Origin of the sequence: Nonomuraea sp. NPDC026600, assembly GCF_040638335.1 — a bacterium.
Classification (GTDB): Bacteria; Actinomycetota; Actinomycetes; order Streptosporangiales; family Streptosporangiaceae; genus Nonomuraea.
This window is the reverse complement of the sequence record NZ_JBEZYD010000001.1, coordinates 52529-67363: the sequence shown is the minus strand read 5'-3', so window position 1 is coordinate 67363 and position 14835 is coordinate 52529. Positions and strand designations below refer to the sequence as shown.

General features: G+C 68.7%; 15 protein-coding genes. 7 read left to right on the top strand and 8 right to left on the bottom strand.

What is annotated here, in order from left to right:
* Positions 1 to 78: 78 nt before the first annotated feature.
* Positions 79 to 810 carry a TetR/AcrR family transcriptional regulator gene (locus AB0F17_RS00315; protein ID WP_358013823.1) on the top strand — a complete coding sequence of 244 codons (732 nt, stop codon included), beginning with the start codon at positions 79 to 81 and terminating at the stop codon, positions 808 to 810.
* Positions 811 to 828: 18 nt separating this feature from the next.
* Here AB0F17_RS00315 and AB0F17_RS00310 read toward each other — a convergent pair whose 3' ends face one another.
* From AB0F17_RS00310 to AB0F17_RS00300, 3 genes are all read right to left on the bottom strand, one after another.
* Positions 829 to 2010: an Ig-like domain-containing protein gene (locus tag AB0F17_RS00310; protein ID WP_358013821.1), complete on the bottom strand. Its 1182-nt coding sequence runs from the start codon at positions 2008 to 2010 to the stop codon at positions 829 to 831.
* Positions 2011 to 2170: 160 nt separating this feature from the next.
* Positions 2171 to 4405, bottom strand: a complete 2235-nt coding sequence (locus tag AB0F17_RS00305; protein ID WP_358013819.1) for an ATP-dependent RecD-like DNA helicase — start codon at positions 4403 to 4405, stop codon at positions 2171 to 2173.
* A 139-nt stretch (positions 4406 to 4544) separates the two neighbouring features.
* A complete protein-coding gene (locus AB0F17_RS00300) occupies positions 4545 to 5159 on the bottom strand; it encodes a hypothetical protein (RefSeq protein WP_358013817.1) in 615 nt (204 codons plus the stop codon).
* Positions 5160 to 5343: 184 nt separating this feature from the next.
* Here AB0F17_RS00300 and AB0F17_RS00295 point away from each other — a divergent pair, with 184 nt between their 5' ends.
* Positions 5344 to 6498 (top strand): RtcB family protein, encoded by a 1155-nt coding sequence (locus AB0F17_RS00295; protein ID WP_358013815.1) that lies wholly within the window; start codon positions 5344 to 5346, stop codon positions 6496 to 6498.
* On the opposite strand, the gene AB0F17_RS00290 is transcribed toward AB0F17_RS00295, so the two are convergent.
* A complete protein-coding gene (locus AB0F17_RS00290) occupies positions 6486 to 6989 on the bottom strand; it encodes a hypothetical protein (RefSeq protein WP_358013813.1) in 504 nt (167 codons plus the stop codon). The genes AB0F17_RS00295 and AB0F17_RS00290 overlap by 13 nt on opposite strands.
* Before the next feature lie 106 nt (positions 6990 to 7095).
* Between AB0F17_RS00290 and AB0F17_RS00285 the strand changes: the two genes are divergently transcribed.
* Together AB0F17_RS00285 and AB0F17_RS00280 are read left to right on the top strand one after the other, a co-directional pair.
* Positions 7096 to 7410 (top strand): hypothetical protein, encoded by a 315-nt coding sequence (locus AB0F17_RS00285; protein WP_358013811.1) that lies wholly within the window; start codon positions 7096 to 7098, stop codon positions 7408 to 7410.
* Positions 7411 to 7435: 25 nt separating this feature from the next.
* Positions 7436 to 7795, top strand: a complete 360-nt coding sequence (locus AB0F17_RS00280) for a YbaB/EbfC family nucleoid-associated protein (RefSeq protein ID WP_358013809.1) — start codon at positions 7436 to 7438, stop codon at positions 7793 to 7795.
* A 55-nt stretch (positions 7796 to 7850) separates the two neighbouring features.
* Here AB0F17_RS00280 and AB0F17_RS00275 read toward each other — a convergent pair whose 3' ends face one another.
* The 4 genes from AB0F17_RS00275 to AB0F17_RS00260 all read right to left on the bottom strand — a co-directional run bounded on the left by AB0F17_RS00275 (position 7851) and on the right by AB0F17_RS00260 (position 11423).
* The gene (locus tag AB0F17_RS00275; RefSeq protein ID WP_358013807.1) at positions 7851 to 8777 is read right to left on the bottom strand and encodes a hypothetical protein; all 927 of its coding nucleotides are present in this window, start codon (positions 8775 to 8777) and stop codon (positions 7851 to 7853) included.
* A gap of 518 nt (positions 8778 to 9295) precedes the next feature.
* Positions 9296 to 9739 carry a hypothetical protein gene (locus AB0F17_RS00270; RefSeq protein WP_358013805.1) on the bottom strand — a complete coding sequence of 148 codons (444 nt, stop codon included), beginning with the start codon at positions 9737 to 9739 and terminating at the stop codon, positions 9296 to 9298.
* A gap of 488 nt (positions 9740 to 10227) precedes the next feature.
* On the bottom strand, positions 10228 to 11220 hold the full coding sequence (locus AB0F17_RS00265; RefSeq protein ID WP_358013803.1) for a tyrosine-type recombinase/integrase: 993 nt from the start codon (positions 11218 to 11220) through the stop codon (positions 10228 to 10230).
* Complete coding sequence (locus AB0F17_RS00260; RefSeq protein ID WP_358013801.1) at positions 11220 to 11423, bottom strand: hypothetical protein; 204 nt, start codon at positions 11421 to 11423, stop codon at positions 11220 to 11222. The genes AB0F17_RS00265 and AB0F17_RS00260 overlap by 1 nt, the downstream gene beginning before the upstream one ends.
* Positions 11424 to 11736: 313 nt before the next feature.
* Here AB0F17_RS00260 and AB0F17_RS00255 point away from each other — a divergent pair, with 313 nt between their 5' ends.
* The 3 genes from AB0F17_RS00255 to AB0F17_RS00245 all read left to right on the top strand — a co-directional run bounded on the left by AB0F17_RS00255 (position 11737) and on the right by AB0F17_RS00245 (position 14820).
* Entirely contained in the window at positions 11737 to 12090 is a 354-nt protein-coding gene (locus AB0F17_RS00255; protein ID WP_358013800.1) for a hypothetical protein, read from the top strand.
* A gap of 109 nt (positions 12091 to 12199) precedes the next feature.
* Entirely contained in the window at positions 12200 to 13156 is a 957-nt protein-coding gene (locus AB0F17_RS00250; protein WP_358013798.1) for a hypothetical protein, read from the top strand.
* Between the two features lie 116 nt (positions 13157 to 13272).
* Positions 13273 to 14820, top strand: a complete 1548-nt coding sequence (locus AB0F17_RS00245) for a hypothetical protein (RefSeq protein WP_358013796.1) — start codon at positions 13273 to 13275, stop codon at positions 14818 to 14820.
* Positions 14821 to 14835: the final 15 nt, after the last annotated feature.

The window sequence follows — 14835 nt, the reverse complement described above, 5'->3', positions numbered from 1 at the left end:
CGCCGTACGCATAGGACTGATTGTTCGCAGGAGCGCACGATGTACGCTACGGTGGCCGGGAAGCAGAGGAGACCCCGCATGCCAGCCGACCAGCACCCCATCCCCTCGGTATGGGCCCGCCCGCGCGCCAAACGGGAGCAGCCCGCGCTCAGCCGCGAGCGGATCGTGGCCGAGGCCATCGCGCTGCTGGACGCCGAGGGCATCGACGCCCTGAGCATGCGCAGCCTCGGGACCCGGCTGGGCGCCGGGGCGACCTCGCTCTACCGGCACGTGGCCAACAAGGACGAGCTGATCGAACTGGTCGTGGACGAGGTCTACGGCGAGATGCGGGTGCCCGAGGCCGGCGAGCCGGCCGGCTGGCGGGCGGCCGTCGCCGCCGGCGCCCACGGCCTGCGCTCGATGATCCTGCGCCATCCCTGGCTCGTCTCGGTGCTCGGCCAGGTCGGGCTCGCCGACCTCGGGCCGAACCTGACCCGGCAGTCCGAGCGGCTGCTGGCCCTGTTCCAGGCGGCGGGTTTCGATCCCGGCGAGGCCGACCAGGCCATGAACACGATCATCGCCTACGTCATCGGGATGACCCTCAGCGAGGCGGCCTACCTGGCCCTGCTGGCCCGCAGCGGCCAGAGCGAGCAGGACCTGCTGGAGAGCCTGCGTCCGGCCGCCGAGCAGGCCGTGCGCGAGCACCCGCTGATGCGCGAGGGGTACGCCGCGCGGCAGGGCCAGGACCCGCGGCGGCTGCGCGAGGAGAACTTCGCCTACGGCGTCGAGCGCGTGCTGGACGGCTTGGCGGCCCGGCTCGCGCGATCGTGACGCCGCGAGTACCCCGCTCTACAGGGCGCTGCCCTTCTTCCACGTGGAGTACGGCATCTGCCAGAAGCCCCAGCCGTTGTTCCACTCCAGTTCGCGGGTGGTGCCGACGATGTCGACGACGTCGCCGCGCTGGAAGTGGTCGTAGAACCACAGGGCCTGGTCGGGGCGGGAGTTGATGCAGCCGTGGCTGACGTTGGAGCGGCCCTGGGCCCAGACGTTGTCCTTGGCGTGGACGTACTCGCCGGAGTTGGAGATCCGCACGGCGTGGTTGATCATGACGTCGTAGTAGCCGGGGTCGCCCTTCTTGCGGCCGGGCGAGATCATGCGGACCGGGTTGCCGCGCTCCATGGTCAGGTGGACGCCTGAGGTGGTGGTGTACTCGCGGGTGGTGGCCATGCCGGCGCTGATGCGCATCGTCTGCACGCGCTTGCCGTCGCGGTAGACGTACATCATGTGCTTCTTGGTGTCCACCTTGCTGATCACCCTGGCGCCGATCTTCAGGGAGGTGTCGTAGTCCTTGACCCCGTACAGGCCCTTGCCGCCCTTGACGCCGGACAGGCGGGCGTTGAACGTGACCTTCTGGTGGGCGGGCCAGTACTTGGCGGTGCGGTAGATGACGGTGGTGTCGTTGATCCACCGCCAGGCGCCCTTGGCGGGCTTTTGCGCGTCGATCTCCAGGGCGCGCTCGACGGTGGCCTTCTCGCTGACGGGCTGGTTGAAGGTGACGATGATCGGCGCCCCCACGCCGACCGTCTCCCCCTTGGCATTCGGCGTGACGTCGGCGACCTGGAGTTCGCGCTCGGGCGTGAGCGTCTTGAACGTGCTGGCGGCGCTGGTCACGCCGGCCTTGGCGCTGATGGTGTAAGAGCTGGAGGGGCGCAGGGTGCCCTTGGAGACCCATTTGGTCTTGTCGGCGTTGAAGGCGCCCTCGACGGCCTTGCCGCCGCCCTCGGCCACGACCTCTTCCAGGGTGCCGCCGGCGGCGGTCACGACGATCTTCTTCTCAGGGCTGACCTTCGCGCTGCCTTCCGCGGGCGTGATCTTGATCGTCGGCGCCTCGGGGGTCGCCGAGGTGGTCGCCTTGGCCGCCTCGGCGTTGCGCGCAGCGGTGGGCGCGCTGGAGCAGGATGCGGTCAGTGCCGCGGCCGCGAGCAGGGCCATGCCCGCGACGGGCGTCCTCCAACCGGGCGTGACGTTCAAGTCAGTCCTCTCCCCCATAACAGCCAAGTCAATGTCAAAGACCTTAATGCTCCTGCATGTAAGACGCGGATGAGTTTGGGATAGTTCGATAACGTTTAAATCACTTGTTGCTGAGAACCCCAGGTCAAGCGCGCGCCACAGGGGTAGAGAGGAAAAATCCTCAGCGCTGGGCCAGGCGGTGGGTCAGGCTGGTGTGCCGCCGCCCGGCGCCCTTGGTCCGTACAGCCTGCGCAAGCGCGCGCCGCGACCCGACGATGACGACCAGCCGCTTGGCCCGGGTGATCGCGGTGTAGAGCAGGTTGCGCTGCAGCATCATCCAGGAGCTGGTGGCCAGGGGGATGACCACGGCCGGGTACTCGCTGCCCTGGGAGCGGTGGATGGAGACCGCGTAGGCGTGGGCGAGCTCGTCGAGCTCGTCGAAGGCGTACTCGACCTGCTCGTCCTCATCGGTCAGGACGCTCAGCTTCTGCTCGTCGGGACGGATGTCGATGACGATGCCGACGGTGCCGTTGAACACCCCCGCCGCGCCTTTTTCGTAGTTGTTGCGCAGCTGGGTGACCTTGTCGCCGACGCGGAAGACCCGCCCGCCGTAGCGGCGTTCGGGCAGGTCCTCGCGGGAGGGGGTCAGGGCCTCCTGCAGCGCGATGTTGAGCGCGCCGGCCCCGGCGGCGCCGCGGTGCATGGGGGCCAGCACCTGTACGTCGCGGCGGGGGTTGAGGCCGAACTTGCGGGCGATGCGCCGGGCCACCACGTCGACGGTCAGCGCCGCGATCTCCTCCGGCTCCTCGCACGGGAACAGGAAGAAGTCCGTCATCCCCTCCAGCTTGGGGTGCAGGCCGGTGTTGACGCGGTGGGCGTTGACCACCACACCCGACTCCTGGGCCTGGCGGAAGATCTGCGTCAGCCGTACGCGGGGGATGTCCTCGGCGGCCAGCAGGTCTTTGAGCACCTCGCCCGCGCCGACCGAGGGCAGCTGGTCCACGTCCCCCACGAACAGCAGGTGGGCGCCGGGCGCGACCGCCTTGACGAGCTTGTTGGCCAGCAGCAGGTCGAGCATGGACGCCTCGTCCACCACCACCAGGTCGGCGTCCAGAGGGTTGTCGCGGTCGAAGGTGGCATCCCCGCCGGGCCGCAGCTGCAGGAGCCGGTGCACGGTGGTCGCCTCGTGGCCGGTCAGCTCGGCGAGCCTCTTGGCGGCCCGGCCGGTGGGCGCGGCCAGGATCACCTTGGCCCGTTTGGCGCGGGCCAAGGTCACGATGGAGCGCACGGTGAAGCTCTTGCCGCAGCCCGGCCCGCCGGTCAGCACCGCGACCTTCTCCGTCAGCGCCAGCCGTACGGCCTGGCGCTGCTCGGTGGCCAGATCGGCGCCCGTCTGGCCGCGCAGCCACTGCTCGGCCCGCTCCCAGTCGACCTCGGCGAAGGCGGCCAGCCGGTCGTGGCCGCCGCGCAGCAGCGACAGCAGCGCCGAGGCCAGCGACAGCTCGGCCCGGTGGAAGGGCAGCAGGTAGACCGCCGGCACGATGCCGTCGCCGGCCGGGATCTGCTCGCGTACCACGCCCTCCTCGCCGACCAGCTCCTCCAGGCAGTCGGCGACCAGCGCGGCGGGCACCTCGAGGATCTTGACGGCGTCGCCGATGAGGTTGGGCGCGGGCAGGTAGCAGTGGCCGTCGTCGGCGGCCTGGGACAGGGTGTAGCGCAGCCCGGCCTTGACGCGCTCAGGGCTGTCGTGGGGGATGCCGACCGCCTGGGCGATGGTGTCGGCGGTCTTGAAGCCGATGCCCCACACGTCGTCGGCCAGCTGGTACGGCCGGCTCTTGACGACGGAGATGGAGCCCTCGCCGTACTCCTTGAAGATGCGCACCGCGATCGAGGTGGACACGCCGACCCCTTGCAGGAAGATCATCACCTCTTTGATGATCTTCTGCTCCTCCCAGGCGGCGGCGATCAGCTTGGTCCGCTTGGGGCCCAGGCCCGGCACCTCCACCAGCCGCTCGGGTGCCTGCTCGATGACCTCCAGCGTGGCGGTGCCGAAGTGGTCGACGATCCGCTCGGCCATCTTCGGCCCGATGCCCTTGATCAGGCCGGAGCCCAGGTAGCGGCGGATGCCCTGGACGGTGGCCGGCAGCACGGTGGCATAGGACCACACCTCGAACTGCTTGCCGTACTTGGGATGGGAACTCCAGCGGCCGCTCAGCCGCAGCGACTCACCGACCTGCGCGCCCAGCAGCGGTCCTACCACGGTCAGCAGTTCGGCGCCCGAGCGGTCGGTGGCCACACGCGCGATCGTGTAGCCGGTCTCCTCGTTCGCATACGTGATGCGCTCCAAGACCGCATCGATATGGGCAGCGAGTTGACCATCCGCGCCAGGCTTCACACAAACCTCACTTCCGACCATTCCCGAGCCAGCGTAGAGCAGCGCCGGTGGGCTGCCGGACGGCTCCTCGCCGAGACTCGTTGACTCCCGGGGAGGTTTGGATGCGTCAAGGGGAGCTGGACGCTGGCGATGCGTCGGCTACAGCGAGCCGTGCTGTACATCAGCGCTTGTACAGCACGTATTGCCCGCCTCCGCTATTGGTGATGGTCAGCTTCTTCCTTCCGGCATAGGTCGACATTCGCCATCGCCATTCATAGGAACCGGTCCGGCCTTGGAAGATGATGGTGCGGCTGTCCGCCTCGAAAACGCCCTCGTCATTGGTGGCGCCGCCGCCGAAACTCAGTCTGAACTCCGCATCGGCTGCCAGAGTCACATCCACCTCGTGGGTGAAGTCGTCGTAGGCGTACTGGTTGCCCCTGCCGGTCCACCGGCCCACCAGTCCTTTCGGCACCGATCCCTCGGAAGTCGGTGCCGATTCCGGCTCCGTCGGTGAATCGGCCGCCGTCCTGGCCGATGTGGGCGAAGGCGGTTCGGTTTTTGGCTCCGTCTTTCGTCTGTCTGCTGTTTTGGCCGGCGTGGGCCGCGGCTGTGTGGTCGATATCGAGGGTGCCGGGGACGCTGATGGAGGCGGCTCGGCTGTGATGTCGAAGTAGTCGCGTCCCAGTGCGGCTCCACTCAGGACAACCCCGGTAATGGTGACCAGGAGCCCCCAAAGCCCCAGGCACACGGTCGCCCAGACGGGGTCCCTGCGCACCCATTCACGTAAACGTTTCACGGACGGCTCCCTCGTGACGGCAACCTCCAGTTTTGCGTAATCTCAATATCACGGAGGGTGAGTAGGGGAACCTGGGCCAGGTTTACCGGATGCCGGGAGCGACGCCGCTAACAAACCAGTAGCGATCACCGCACTCCACTCGCATACGCTGCTGCGAGATCATCAAGCAGAAGGGCGGTCCCTCATGCCGCAGCGAGTAGCGCCGGGCCTCATCTCCTGGGCGAGCGACATCGAGCCGGGCACCATCGAACAAGCCGCCCGCGCCGCCCGCCTGCCCTTCGTCCCCAGCCACGTCGCGCTGATGCCCGACGCCCACGTCGGCATGGGCGCCACCGTCGGCTCGGTCATCCCCACCCAGGGCGCCATCATCCCCTCGGCCGTGGGCGTGGACATCGGCTGCGGCATGGTCGCCACCGAAACCGACCTGAGCGCCGCGGACCTGCCCGACACCCTGGCCGCGCTCATGCCGCTCATCGAGCAGCGCATTCCGGCCGGCGTCGGCCAGGGCCATGACGACCCGTCCACCGACGCCTCGCTCAACGCGATCGGCACGCCCGCCACCTCGCTGACAGGCAAGCAGGAGCACACGGTCATCGCGCAGTTCGGCACGCTCGGCTCCGGCAACCACTTCGTCGAGGTCTGCCTGGACGAGCGCGATCACGTGTGGACGGTGCTGCACTCCGGCTCGCGCGGCATCGGCAACCAGCTCGCCACCAAGCACATCAGCCAGGCCAAGAAACTGATGAAGCAGTGGTTCATCGAGCTGGAGGACCCGGACCTGGCCTACCTCGTGCAGGGCACGCCGCAGTTCACCGCCTACATCGAGGACATGCTGTGGGCCCAGCGCTACGCGATGGCCTCGCGCGCCCGCATGGCCGAGGTGCTGGTCGCCTCCCTGTTCCAGGTCGTCGGGCACGGTTCGGCGCTGCGCACGATCAACGCCCACCACAACTTCACCCAGATGGAACGCCACCACGGCCGCGATATGTGGATCACCCGCAAGGGAGCGATCAAGGCCGCCGGCGGGGACGAGGGAATCATCCCCGGCTCCATGGGCACCCGCTCCTACATCGTGACCGGCCTGGGCAGCACCGCCTCCTACAACTCCTGCTCCCACGGCGCGGGACGGCGTATGTCGCGTACCGAGGCGCGTAAGAAGCTCACCGCCGCCTCGCTCACCGAGGTGATGGGAGATCGCACCTGGAACGCCGACCGCGCCGGGGCTCTGGTGGATGAGCATCCGGAAGCGTACAAGTCGATCGACCAGGTCATGGACGATCAGAAGGACCTCGTCACCGTTCAGCACACGCTGCGCCAGGTCTTCAACTACAAGGGCTGATCCCGGTTCCCGGCCGGCGCGCGCTCTGGCCGGGCCTGGGAGACGTCGACGACCGTCCGAAACGTGATCGAGTGCGTAGAGTGGCCGCTGTCCTGCGCTCGCGCCAATGTGACCGGCAGTACCGACAAGGAGAACGTCATGCCTCCGGCGGATTCCACCACCCCATCCCCGTCGCCCACGGTCACCTCTTCGCCCAGCCCCTCTGCTGATCCTTCGCCGACGACTCCGTCACCCTCGGAGTCGCCGACCTCCTCGGCCAGCCCCTCGCCGTCGCCGTCGACCAGTCCGTCGGCCAGTCCCTCGCCCTCCGACTCGCCGTCTCCGTCCGGGAGTCCGTCCCCCTCTGACTCCCCTTCTCCGTCGGCGAGTCCCTCGCCTTCCGGATCTCCCTCTTCGTCGCCAAGCCCCTCACCCTCCGACACGCCTGCACAGCCGGGGAGCCCGTCGCCCTCGACGTCACCCAGCGCGCCAGAGCAGCAGGCGCCTGCCACGGATCGGCCATCGGCGCCGCACTACCCCCTCCCATCGCCGGGAGGGCCTGGCAGCGGCAGTTCCGGTCAACCGGAGACGCTCACCGACAAGACCAACTTCAGGAACGTGGTCGGGGCGTTCAACGACGAGCACACCGACCTCTTGCGCGACGCCCGCAAGATTCTCGACGACATCGCCGGCCTGGGCGACTTCGCCGGCACCGACGAGGCGGGAAAAAAGTTCAGAGAGGGCTACTCCAAAGGGCTCGAGAAAGCCGGCAACTACACCGGAAAACTCGGTGCCGCATACTCGGAGATCGCCGACAAGTTGGCCAGCATGAAAACCGCCGTCGACATCGCGAACTGGGCCACCGTCCAAGCCCTGCCGAAGGTGTCCGATCCGCCCAAGTTCTCGAAGTCGGACGGCACGATCAGTTCCTGACGTACGCACACCTAGTGGAGATCTGATGGCCACGCCTGATGACGGCATTCCCATTGTCGACCCCGAGATCCACCGGCTTCTGGCCGAGTTTCAGGCCGAAACGCGGCCCCTGGAGGCATTGCAGGAGAACCTCAACTCTCTTCGCGGCAGAGGCGAGGCGGCGAACGGCGAGGTGGAGGTCGAGGTGCTGCCGAGCGGGGCGTTGAGCGGCCTGAAAATCCATCCTCGTGCGCTCAGGCTCGGCTCGGAGGCCCTGGCGGAAGCCGTTCTCGCCGCCGCGAACAACGCCGCGACGGACGCGGCCAGGCAGATGAGTGACATGATGGTCGGCGGCCTGTCGCCGTTCGCGGAGGAGGCCAGGCGCTTCAGCCGGGAACAGGGCTGAGCGGCCGGTCTCCTTCTGGCGATTCCCCACCGGATGCCGACGCAATCGGCATCAGCTACTTGCGCGGTGCCGACGGGTAGTAGCCCTGCCAGCGCCTGAACTGGTCCTGGCCTCCTGCCACCGACAGTTTGACGAGCATCTGCTGCCACGTGGGCAGGAGGTTCTGGGGGTCATCGACCACGGCGCCGGGGTTGTTGAGCGCGTTTCCCGTGATGGAGAAGACGGTGGATCCGGCCACGAACACGACGGCGTTCTGCGCCGCCTCGTTCTTCGGCAGGATCTTGAAGGCGTGTTTCCCGAAATTGGCCGGGTCCACGTTGTAGAAGACCATGCACGCTGCGAAGTTCTTCAGCATGTACGCGCCGCGGTCGCCCCACGACCCCATGTCCTCGCCCCTCGCCCCCTTGACCCCGTCGACGATCAACTGGTCGAGGACCGTGTAGGCGGTAGTGCCCCCGGTGGCGTACAGGAGCCGCTTTCCCACGGTATGCTCGAATATCTTCGTCAGCAGTCGCGCCTGCGCCTTGCGCTCCGCCCAGTCGATGAAAAGCCGGACCTTCTTGTCGATCGCCGGCCAGCAGAAGAACATCAGCAGTTCCAGCCATTGGGTGATCGCCATCGAATGGAGTGCGTGCTGGACTTGGGCCAGCATGTCGGCGTAGTCGTCCACCGCGTCGGCCAGTCCGCGCAAATACGCCGACAATCGCACCGGGTAAGGGGCGATCTCGGTCCAGAAATATTTTTCGAAGGCAGTAACGCCAGCGCCCAGATTATGTTGCCCCAGGCTGTTCGCGGCGTCTGTGGCCGTTTCCTCGCTGGCATCCACCCGCGTCGCCAACTGCCGTAACAATTGCGCCGCCTGGCGTGCCTTTTCCGGATCCCCGTCAGGAAATGTGACCGCCAGCATCTGCCAGACCAAGGCGGTCATGCCCGCAGCGGAGAGGACGAATCCTCCCACCGGAAGCGCCTTGCCGGACGACATCGGACTCACGTGCGAAGCCTTTCTCCAGGTCGGGGATGACGATCTGTCCGGCGCGCTCGAGCGGTCGGATCTGCCGGGTCCTTCGGTGAACCGGGAAGCGACGGGCCACGGGCCAGGGCCCCCGCACACCCGCGGGCCCTCGTGAATTGTCCCGGCCCCGGCACCCCCGAACCCCGATCATCCTGCGGATTACCTTAGCCCCGGAAGGCCGGTCCCACCATCGCGGGCGTCGTTCCGCGGAGCGCCCATTTCCATGGACGGAAGTCTGGCGCGGCGGCAAAGATACGCAGGTTTTACTCGATCGAAACCCGGAATGCGGCCAAAGGGCATTCCCAGCATGGCCGGCGCCGCCAGCACGGCCACGATCACTAACGGCACTACGACCGCCGCATTGAGGCCCACCCCGGCGGAGATCGCCGGCAGTTGCGACCGGCCCATTCGGCCTCACCCAGGGTGCGGATACCTTACCCGTCGGTCACGCCATCAAGCTCGCAGAGAGGATCTCCCCTGTGCCATTCTCATTGTCGGCCTCGTACCGCCCGCCAGAATGGCGCGGACGCGGGCTCGCCGAGACGCCATGTCGCCGGAGGCGGGCCGCTCGCGCGGCCTACCCCCGAGGGGGCATCAGCTCCGGTCGACCTATTGCCGCACACGCTCGGGCGGCCGTCACCGGGCCGGAAGCAGGCCCGCACCGCGAAGTGGTGTTGAGTGTCGGTGTTCCAGTTCATGACCTGGTTCGAGCGTTCGGCATGGAATGGGCCGCACTGTTTCCAGCCGCCTCGGGGGGTGACGTAGGAGTTGTCCGAGAAGTACTTGGGGACGTTGGCGGGCATCGGATTGATGCTGCGGTCGGCCCAGACCTGGTCGCCGCGCTGATATCCGTTGTAGATCACCGCGAAGCTGTGGTTGAAGGCGGCGCCGTTGCGGAGATGGACCGTGCGCCCGTATGCCGTGAAGGACACATTGGACGACTATCCGGGACCGAGAGAACCGGTGAATGGTCCGGTACCAAAGCGTCGGGCGGCTCGTGATCGCCTGGCCGGTCTCGTTCGGCTCCGCCTCGGGCTCTGATGAGAGCGGCGTCGGCTTCTCCGCTTTACGACCGGCTGGGGTCGGCGCCGATCTGTCCCCGACCCGCAATGATCTATAGCCGGGCATGAGCCATTGCCAGATTGTGGATGTCACCGCGAACGCGGGCGTGCCGTCCCGCTGCTTGCCGAGCGGTGCGGGCACCTGCGGACCATGGCCCGCGAGCCTCCGCGACACCTTCGTCCGGCCGTCCTCCGACAGGCCCGCCCGCATCGCGATCGTCTATCGCTGCCGAGATGCGGGTGCCGTCGTCGCCCCTGCGCGCCCAGAACCGGCGCGCCCGCTCCGCGATGATCAGCAGCACTGTCCGCTTGGCCCTCACCTGCGCCGATGTTTTCGCCCTGATCTCGGCTAACGGCTTCTACTCGATGGCTGAGGCGACGATCTGCGAGGCGTCCTTCTCCAGCCGATCCCGGCCCGCCGTGTAGATCTCCGTCGTGGACACGTCCTCGTGGCCCAGGTCGAGCTGGATCGTCCGCATGGGTACGCCCGCCTCTTCCGCGAGCGAGGCGTAGGTGTGGCGGGCCGTGTGCGGGGTGACCTTCGACTCGACGCCGGCCAGCTTCGCGGCCCGCCGCACCAGCTCGTACGCCTTCGACCGTGACCAGCGCCGCCCCGTGCTGGTGGCGAACAGGGGACCCTTCAGGTCACGCGGTTCGACGCCGTCCCGGCGAGCCCGGTATGCCAGGTAGATGTCCAGGGCGTACGTCGTCTCCACCGGCAGCTTGCGGACCAGCGTTTTCGTGCCGCCCTTGAGCGTGATGCGGAGCGTCCGGTAGCCGCGGGCGGAGCCGAGGTCGGCGACGTCGGCGTCGATCGCCTCCGAGACGCGTACCCCGATCTGGAACAACAGCCGGATGAGCGCGGCGGCGCGCAGCCGTACCAGTTCGGCGTTGCCGCCACGGTCGGCCACCCGGTAGACGTCGGCGGCCTGGAGCACGGCGTGGGCCTCGGTCTTGGTGAGGGCCATCGTCTCGGAGTGCTTGCGGGGGATCTTCGGTCGCCGCGTGTTCTTGAACCGGTTGGCGTCGAGCACCTCTTCACCCGCGAGGTAGTCGTACCAGGATGACACGGCCGAGATGAGCTGCGCGATCGACTTCGGTTTCGGCGGCTTGCCGGCTGTCTCGACGAACCAGCGGGCGAACACGTCGCCGTGGGCCTTGCGGGCCTGCAGCGGGTCGAGGCCGGTCTCGGCGCAGAAGGCCAGCCAGCGGCGGATCGCCCGCTCGTACGCCTCGCGTGTGTTCTTGCCGTAGGACCACAGCCAGGCCCTGGTCAGGTCGAGGACGAGCGGCGGCAGGTCGAGCGGCAGCGTCAGGTCGCCGCTCGGCTGCTCGACCAGCTCAGCGGTCATCAGGCCACCCGGCGGAAGACGACGGTGGCGCAGTAGCGGTTGTGGTGCTCTCCGTCGGCCTCGGCTTCGGCGCTGATGACGTCCAGCTCGGAGTCGGGACCGAAGAAGCTCAGCGCCTGCGTTCTGGCCTTTTCTCTGATCTCGTCTGGTGTCGCTCCGCTGACCGTGACGCGCAGGGTCAGCGGGAAGCGTGTCTCACTCATGGGTGATCTTCTTTCGCAAGAGTAGTTTCGAGTCTAACACCAGAGAAGAACATAACCTGAATTATGTTCCGTTTTAGATGATCATGATCATATGCTCCAACGGGAGGCCCGGGAATCAGGGTGCGATCGCGGCTCGGGTGCGCGGCCGCTTGCGAGGCGTCCGTATCTCGAACATGATTCCCCATCGACACTCACGGTAGTGGTATGGATACTCTTCGTGTAAGCCCTCTGTCTCCCCGATCACTTCCACCCCGCGAGTGGCTTCACGCTGCCCGCGGACGGAGGCGAGCCGGGGAACAACGTAAGGAGAGCGATGCACAAGAAGTCCCTCGCCCTGGCCGTCCTCCTCGCCGGCGCGTGCCTGACGACGGTCACCGTCGTCACCGCGGCCAACGCCACCTCCGCACCCGCAGCCGCGGTCCACGCGCTGCCGCCCGGCTACCAGCTCGTGACGCTGCCCAACGCGAACGTGCCCAACTTCCAGCGCCGGACCCTCTACTGCCCCGGCGCCAAGAAGGTCCTGGGCGGCGGCGCGGAAGCCCGCGGCAACGGCGCGATCCTGGTCGGCTCGTTCCCCACCGATGACGGCCGCGGCTGGATCGCTCTCGGCCGCCAGATCGGCTACAACGACGTCGGCATCAGCGTCTTCGCCATCTGCGCCGACTGACGTTCCGCAGTCTCCGGCCCCGGTCGCTCGCCGACCGGGGCCGTCCGCATGAAGGAACCGAGCAGGGACACTACGAGGGGGACTTTCTGCCGCCAACCCGGGAGGCGCGATGCTCAAAGGCGTGATCATGCTGGTGCTGCTGCTGACCGGTTGCACCGCCGCCCCCCTCTCCTCGGCTCCCGTCTCCTCGCCGACGCCGACGCCGACGCCCACGTCCTCCGCCGGCGGCTGCTCGAAGAGCGCCCGGCTCGGACCGGGCAGGCACACCCTGACGTTCGGCGGCCTCAAGCGCCGCTACCTGCTGTCGGTGCCCAAGGGCGACGGCCCGCATCCGGTCCTGCTCGACCTGCACGGCCTCGGCTCCAGCGCCGCCCAGCAGGCCGCCTACAGCCGCCTGCCCGAGGCCGGGTCCCGGCGCGGCTACATCGTGGCCACCCCGCAGGCCGCCGAGGGCCGGCTCGGCTGGACGCTGCCGCACACCTACGGCCCCGACGACACCGGCTTCCTCACCGCGCTGCTCGACCACCTCGAACAAGGGCTGTGCGCCGAGCGGCGGCGCGAGTTCGCCGCCGGCATGTCCTTCGGCGCCGGCATGTCCACCGGCCTGATCTGCGCCATGAACGGCCGCCTGGCCGGGATCGCGCCGGTGGCCGGGATCAACATCGTCCAGCCGTGCGCCGAAGCCGAGCCGACCACGATCATCGCCTTCCACGGCACCGCCGACGACATCGTCCCCTACCAGGGCGGCCACCCCTTACAGAACTCCTCCGGCCGGCTGCGCGTCCTGGCCGACATGGTCGTCCTCAAGCCCGTCGAGCAGGTCGTCGACGCCTGGGCGCGCGTCCTGGGCTGCACCGGCCGCACCACCTCCGCCGTGTCCTCCCAGGTACGGCTGCGCGGCTGGAAATCCTGCCGCGACGGCGTGTCGGTAGGCCTGTACACGGTCAAGGGCGGCGGCCACACCTGGCCGGGACCCCTGCGCGTGCCGCGGCTGGGCGCCACCGCCCGCGACCTGGACGCCACCGACGTCATCCTGGACGCCTTCGACCGCACGCCGTCGCGCTGAGCCTTTGGACCTGCCGGCCGCGCCCGTCCCGCTGAGTCTCCGGGCCGTTCAGGCGCGCCTGCCCCGCTGAGCTTCTGGGCCTTCCGGCCGCGCCCGCCACCCTGTATGACCCATGCATGAGCGACGACGTACGCGTCATCATCGAGGCCGTCCCCCGCGCCGGGCTGAGCGCCGAGCAACTGCGCCAAGCCGTGGCCCGCCACCCCGGCGTGCTGTCCGCACTGCAGGTCGCCGATCCCGACCGGCTGACCATCGGCCCCGCCGCCGCGCTCGGCCACGACCCGGGCGAGAACGCCCCCTTCCGTGCCACCGTCTTCGACCCGGCGGGCAACCGCGCCATCGAACTGCGCGGCACCCTCGACCGGCCCGAACGCGCCGAGATCCGGCCCAGCGCCCACCGGCCGCCGCCCAGCCACGACGAACTGATCGAGGCCGCCGCCATCCTGCGCGCCGACCCCCACTTCCCGGCGGGCGGCGAGGTGACCGTCTACCGGCCCATGCCGCCGCTGGCCGACCTGGAAAACCCCGACGGCACCACCGTGCGCCGTCCCACCCTGGGCATCTACACCCCGCACGAGCCCACCGGGGTACGCCACCGCATCGTCGCGGTCGACACCGCCGCCCACGCCGTCGACTGGACCCCGGCGGGCATCGACGTGCGCATGCACCACGACTGCGAGCACACCGTCCCCGAAGGCATCGACCCCCTGGCCGACCGCGGCGGCCCCGACCAGGTGCGGGTACGCGTCATGAGTGGCGCCACCGAGCTGTGGAACCTGCTGGTCGTACGGCCACGCGCCTCCGCCCCGCAGAACCCCGGCGTCGGATCGGGCGTGGAACTGCGCGAGGTCCGCTACCGGGGCCGGCTGGTGCTGCGCCAGGCGCACGTACCCATCCTGAACGTCGAGTACGAGCAGGGCACCACCTTCCGCGACGACGCCTCCTCCGAGACCCGCTTCTCGGCCGGCGGCACCGACCCGGTCGGCTGGGGCTGGCGGCTGTGCGACAGGGCGCCGCGTACCATCCTCGAACGGCCCGACAGCGACTCCGGCGGCTTTCAGGGCGTCGCCTTCCACCACGACGGCGACGAACTACGCATCGTCAGCGAGATACAGGCCGGCTGGTACCGCTACGCCAGCGACTGGCGGCTCGGCGACGACGGCACCATCCGGCCCCGCTTCGGCTTCGCCGCCACGGCCAACCCGATGACCTGCATGGTGCACCGCCACCACGCCTACTGGCGTTTCGACTTCGACATCGAAGGCGCCGCCAACGACGTCATCGAGCAGATCGACCAGGGGCCGATCATCCCCGACCCGGTGCCCATCATCCGCGAGACCACCCGCCGCCGCGCCCCCGGCCGCTACTGGCAGGTACGCGACAAGTCCTCAGGCCGCGGCTACCAGATCCACCCCGGCCCCTTCGACGACACCGCCGACGCCTACGGGGTGTCCGACCTGTGGTTCCTGCGCCAGCACCCGGCCGAACTGGAAGACGGCAACCCCGGCCCGCGTGACCGGGCCGCCCTCGGACGATTCCTCAACAGCGAGAGCATCGACGGCGCCAACGTCGTCGTCTGGTACGCCGGCCACTACTACCACGACCAGGCCCACCCGCAGCCGCACCAGGGAGAGCTCATCGGGCCGGAACTGGTGCCGATCTGACGGCTAGGCTTGGCG

Bases quoted from the DNA above. Each gene is read 5' to 3' on its own strand.
- AB0F17_RS00260 (WP_358013801.1), bottom strand. From the start codon at position 11,423: ATGAGTGAGACACGCTTCCCGCTGACCCTGCGCGTCACGGTCAGCGGA.
- AB0F17_RS00280 (WP_358013809.1), top strand. From the start codon at position 7,436: ATGGCCACGCCTGATGACGGCATTCCCATTGTCGACCCCGAGATCCAC.
- AB0F17_RS00255 (WP_358013800.1), top strand. From the start codon at position 11,737: ATGCACAAGAAGTCCCTCGCCCTGGCCGTCCTCCTCGCCGGCGCGTGC.
- AB0F17_RS00275 (WP_358013807.1), bottom strand. From the start codon at position 8,777: ATGTCGTCCGGCAAGGCGCTTCCGGTGGGAGGATTCGTCCTCTCCGCT.
- AB0F17_RS00250 (WP_358013798.1), top strand. From the start codon at position 12,200: ATGCTCAAAGGCGTGATCATGCTGGTGCTGCTGCTGACCGGTTGCACC.
- AB0F17_RS00305 (WP_358013819.1), bottom strand. From the start codon at position 4,405: ATGGTCGGAAGTGAGGTTTGTGTGAAGCCTGGCGCGGATGGTCAACTC.
- AB0F17_RS00295 (WP_358013815.1), top strand. From the start codon at position 5,344: ATGCCGCAGCGAGTAGCGCCGGGCCTCATCTCCTGGGCGAGCGACATC.
- AB0F17_RS00265 (WP_358013803.1), bottom strand. From the start codon at position 11,220: ATGACCGCTGAGCTGGTCGAGCAGCCGAGCGGCGACCTGACGCTGCCG.
- AB0F17_RS00315 (WP_358013823.1), top strand. From the start codon at position 79: ATGCCAGCCGACCAGCACCCCATCCCCTCGGTATGGGCCCGCCCGCGC.
- AB0F17_RS00245 (WP_358013796.1), top strand. From the start codon at position 13,273: ATGAGCGACGACGTACGCGTCATCATCGAGGCCGTCCCCCGCGCCGGG.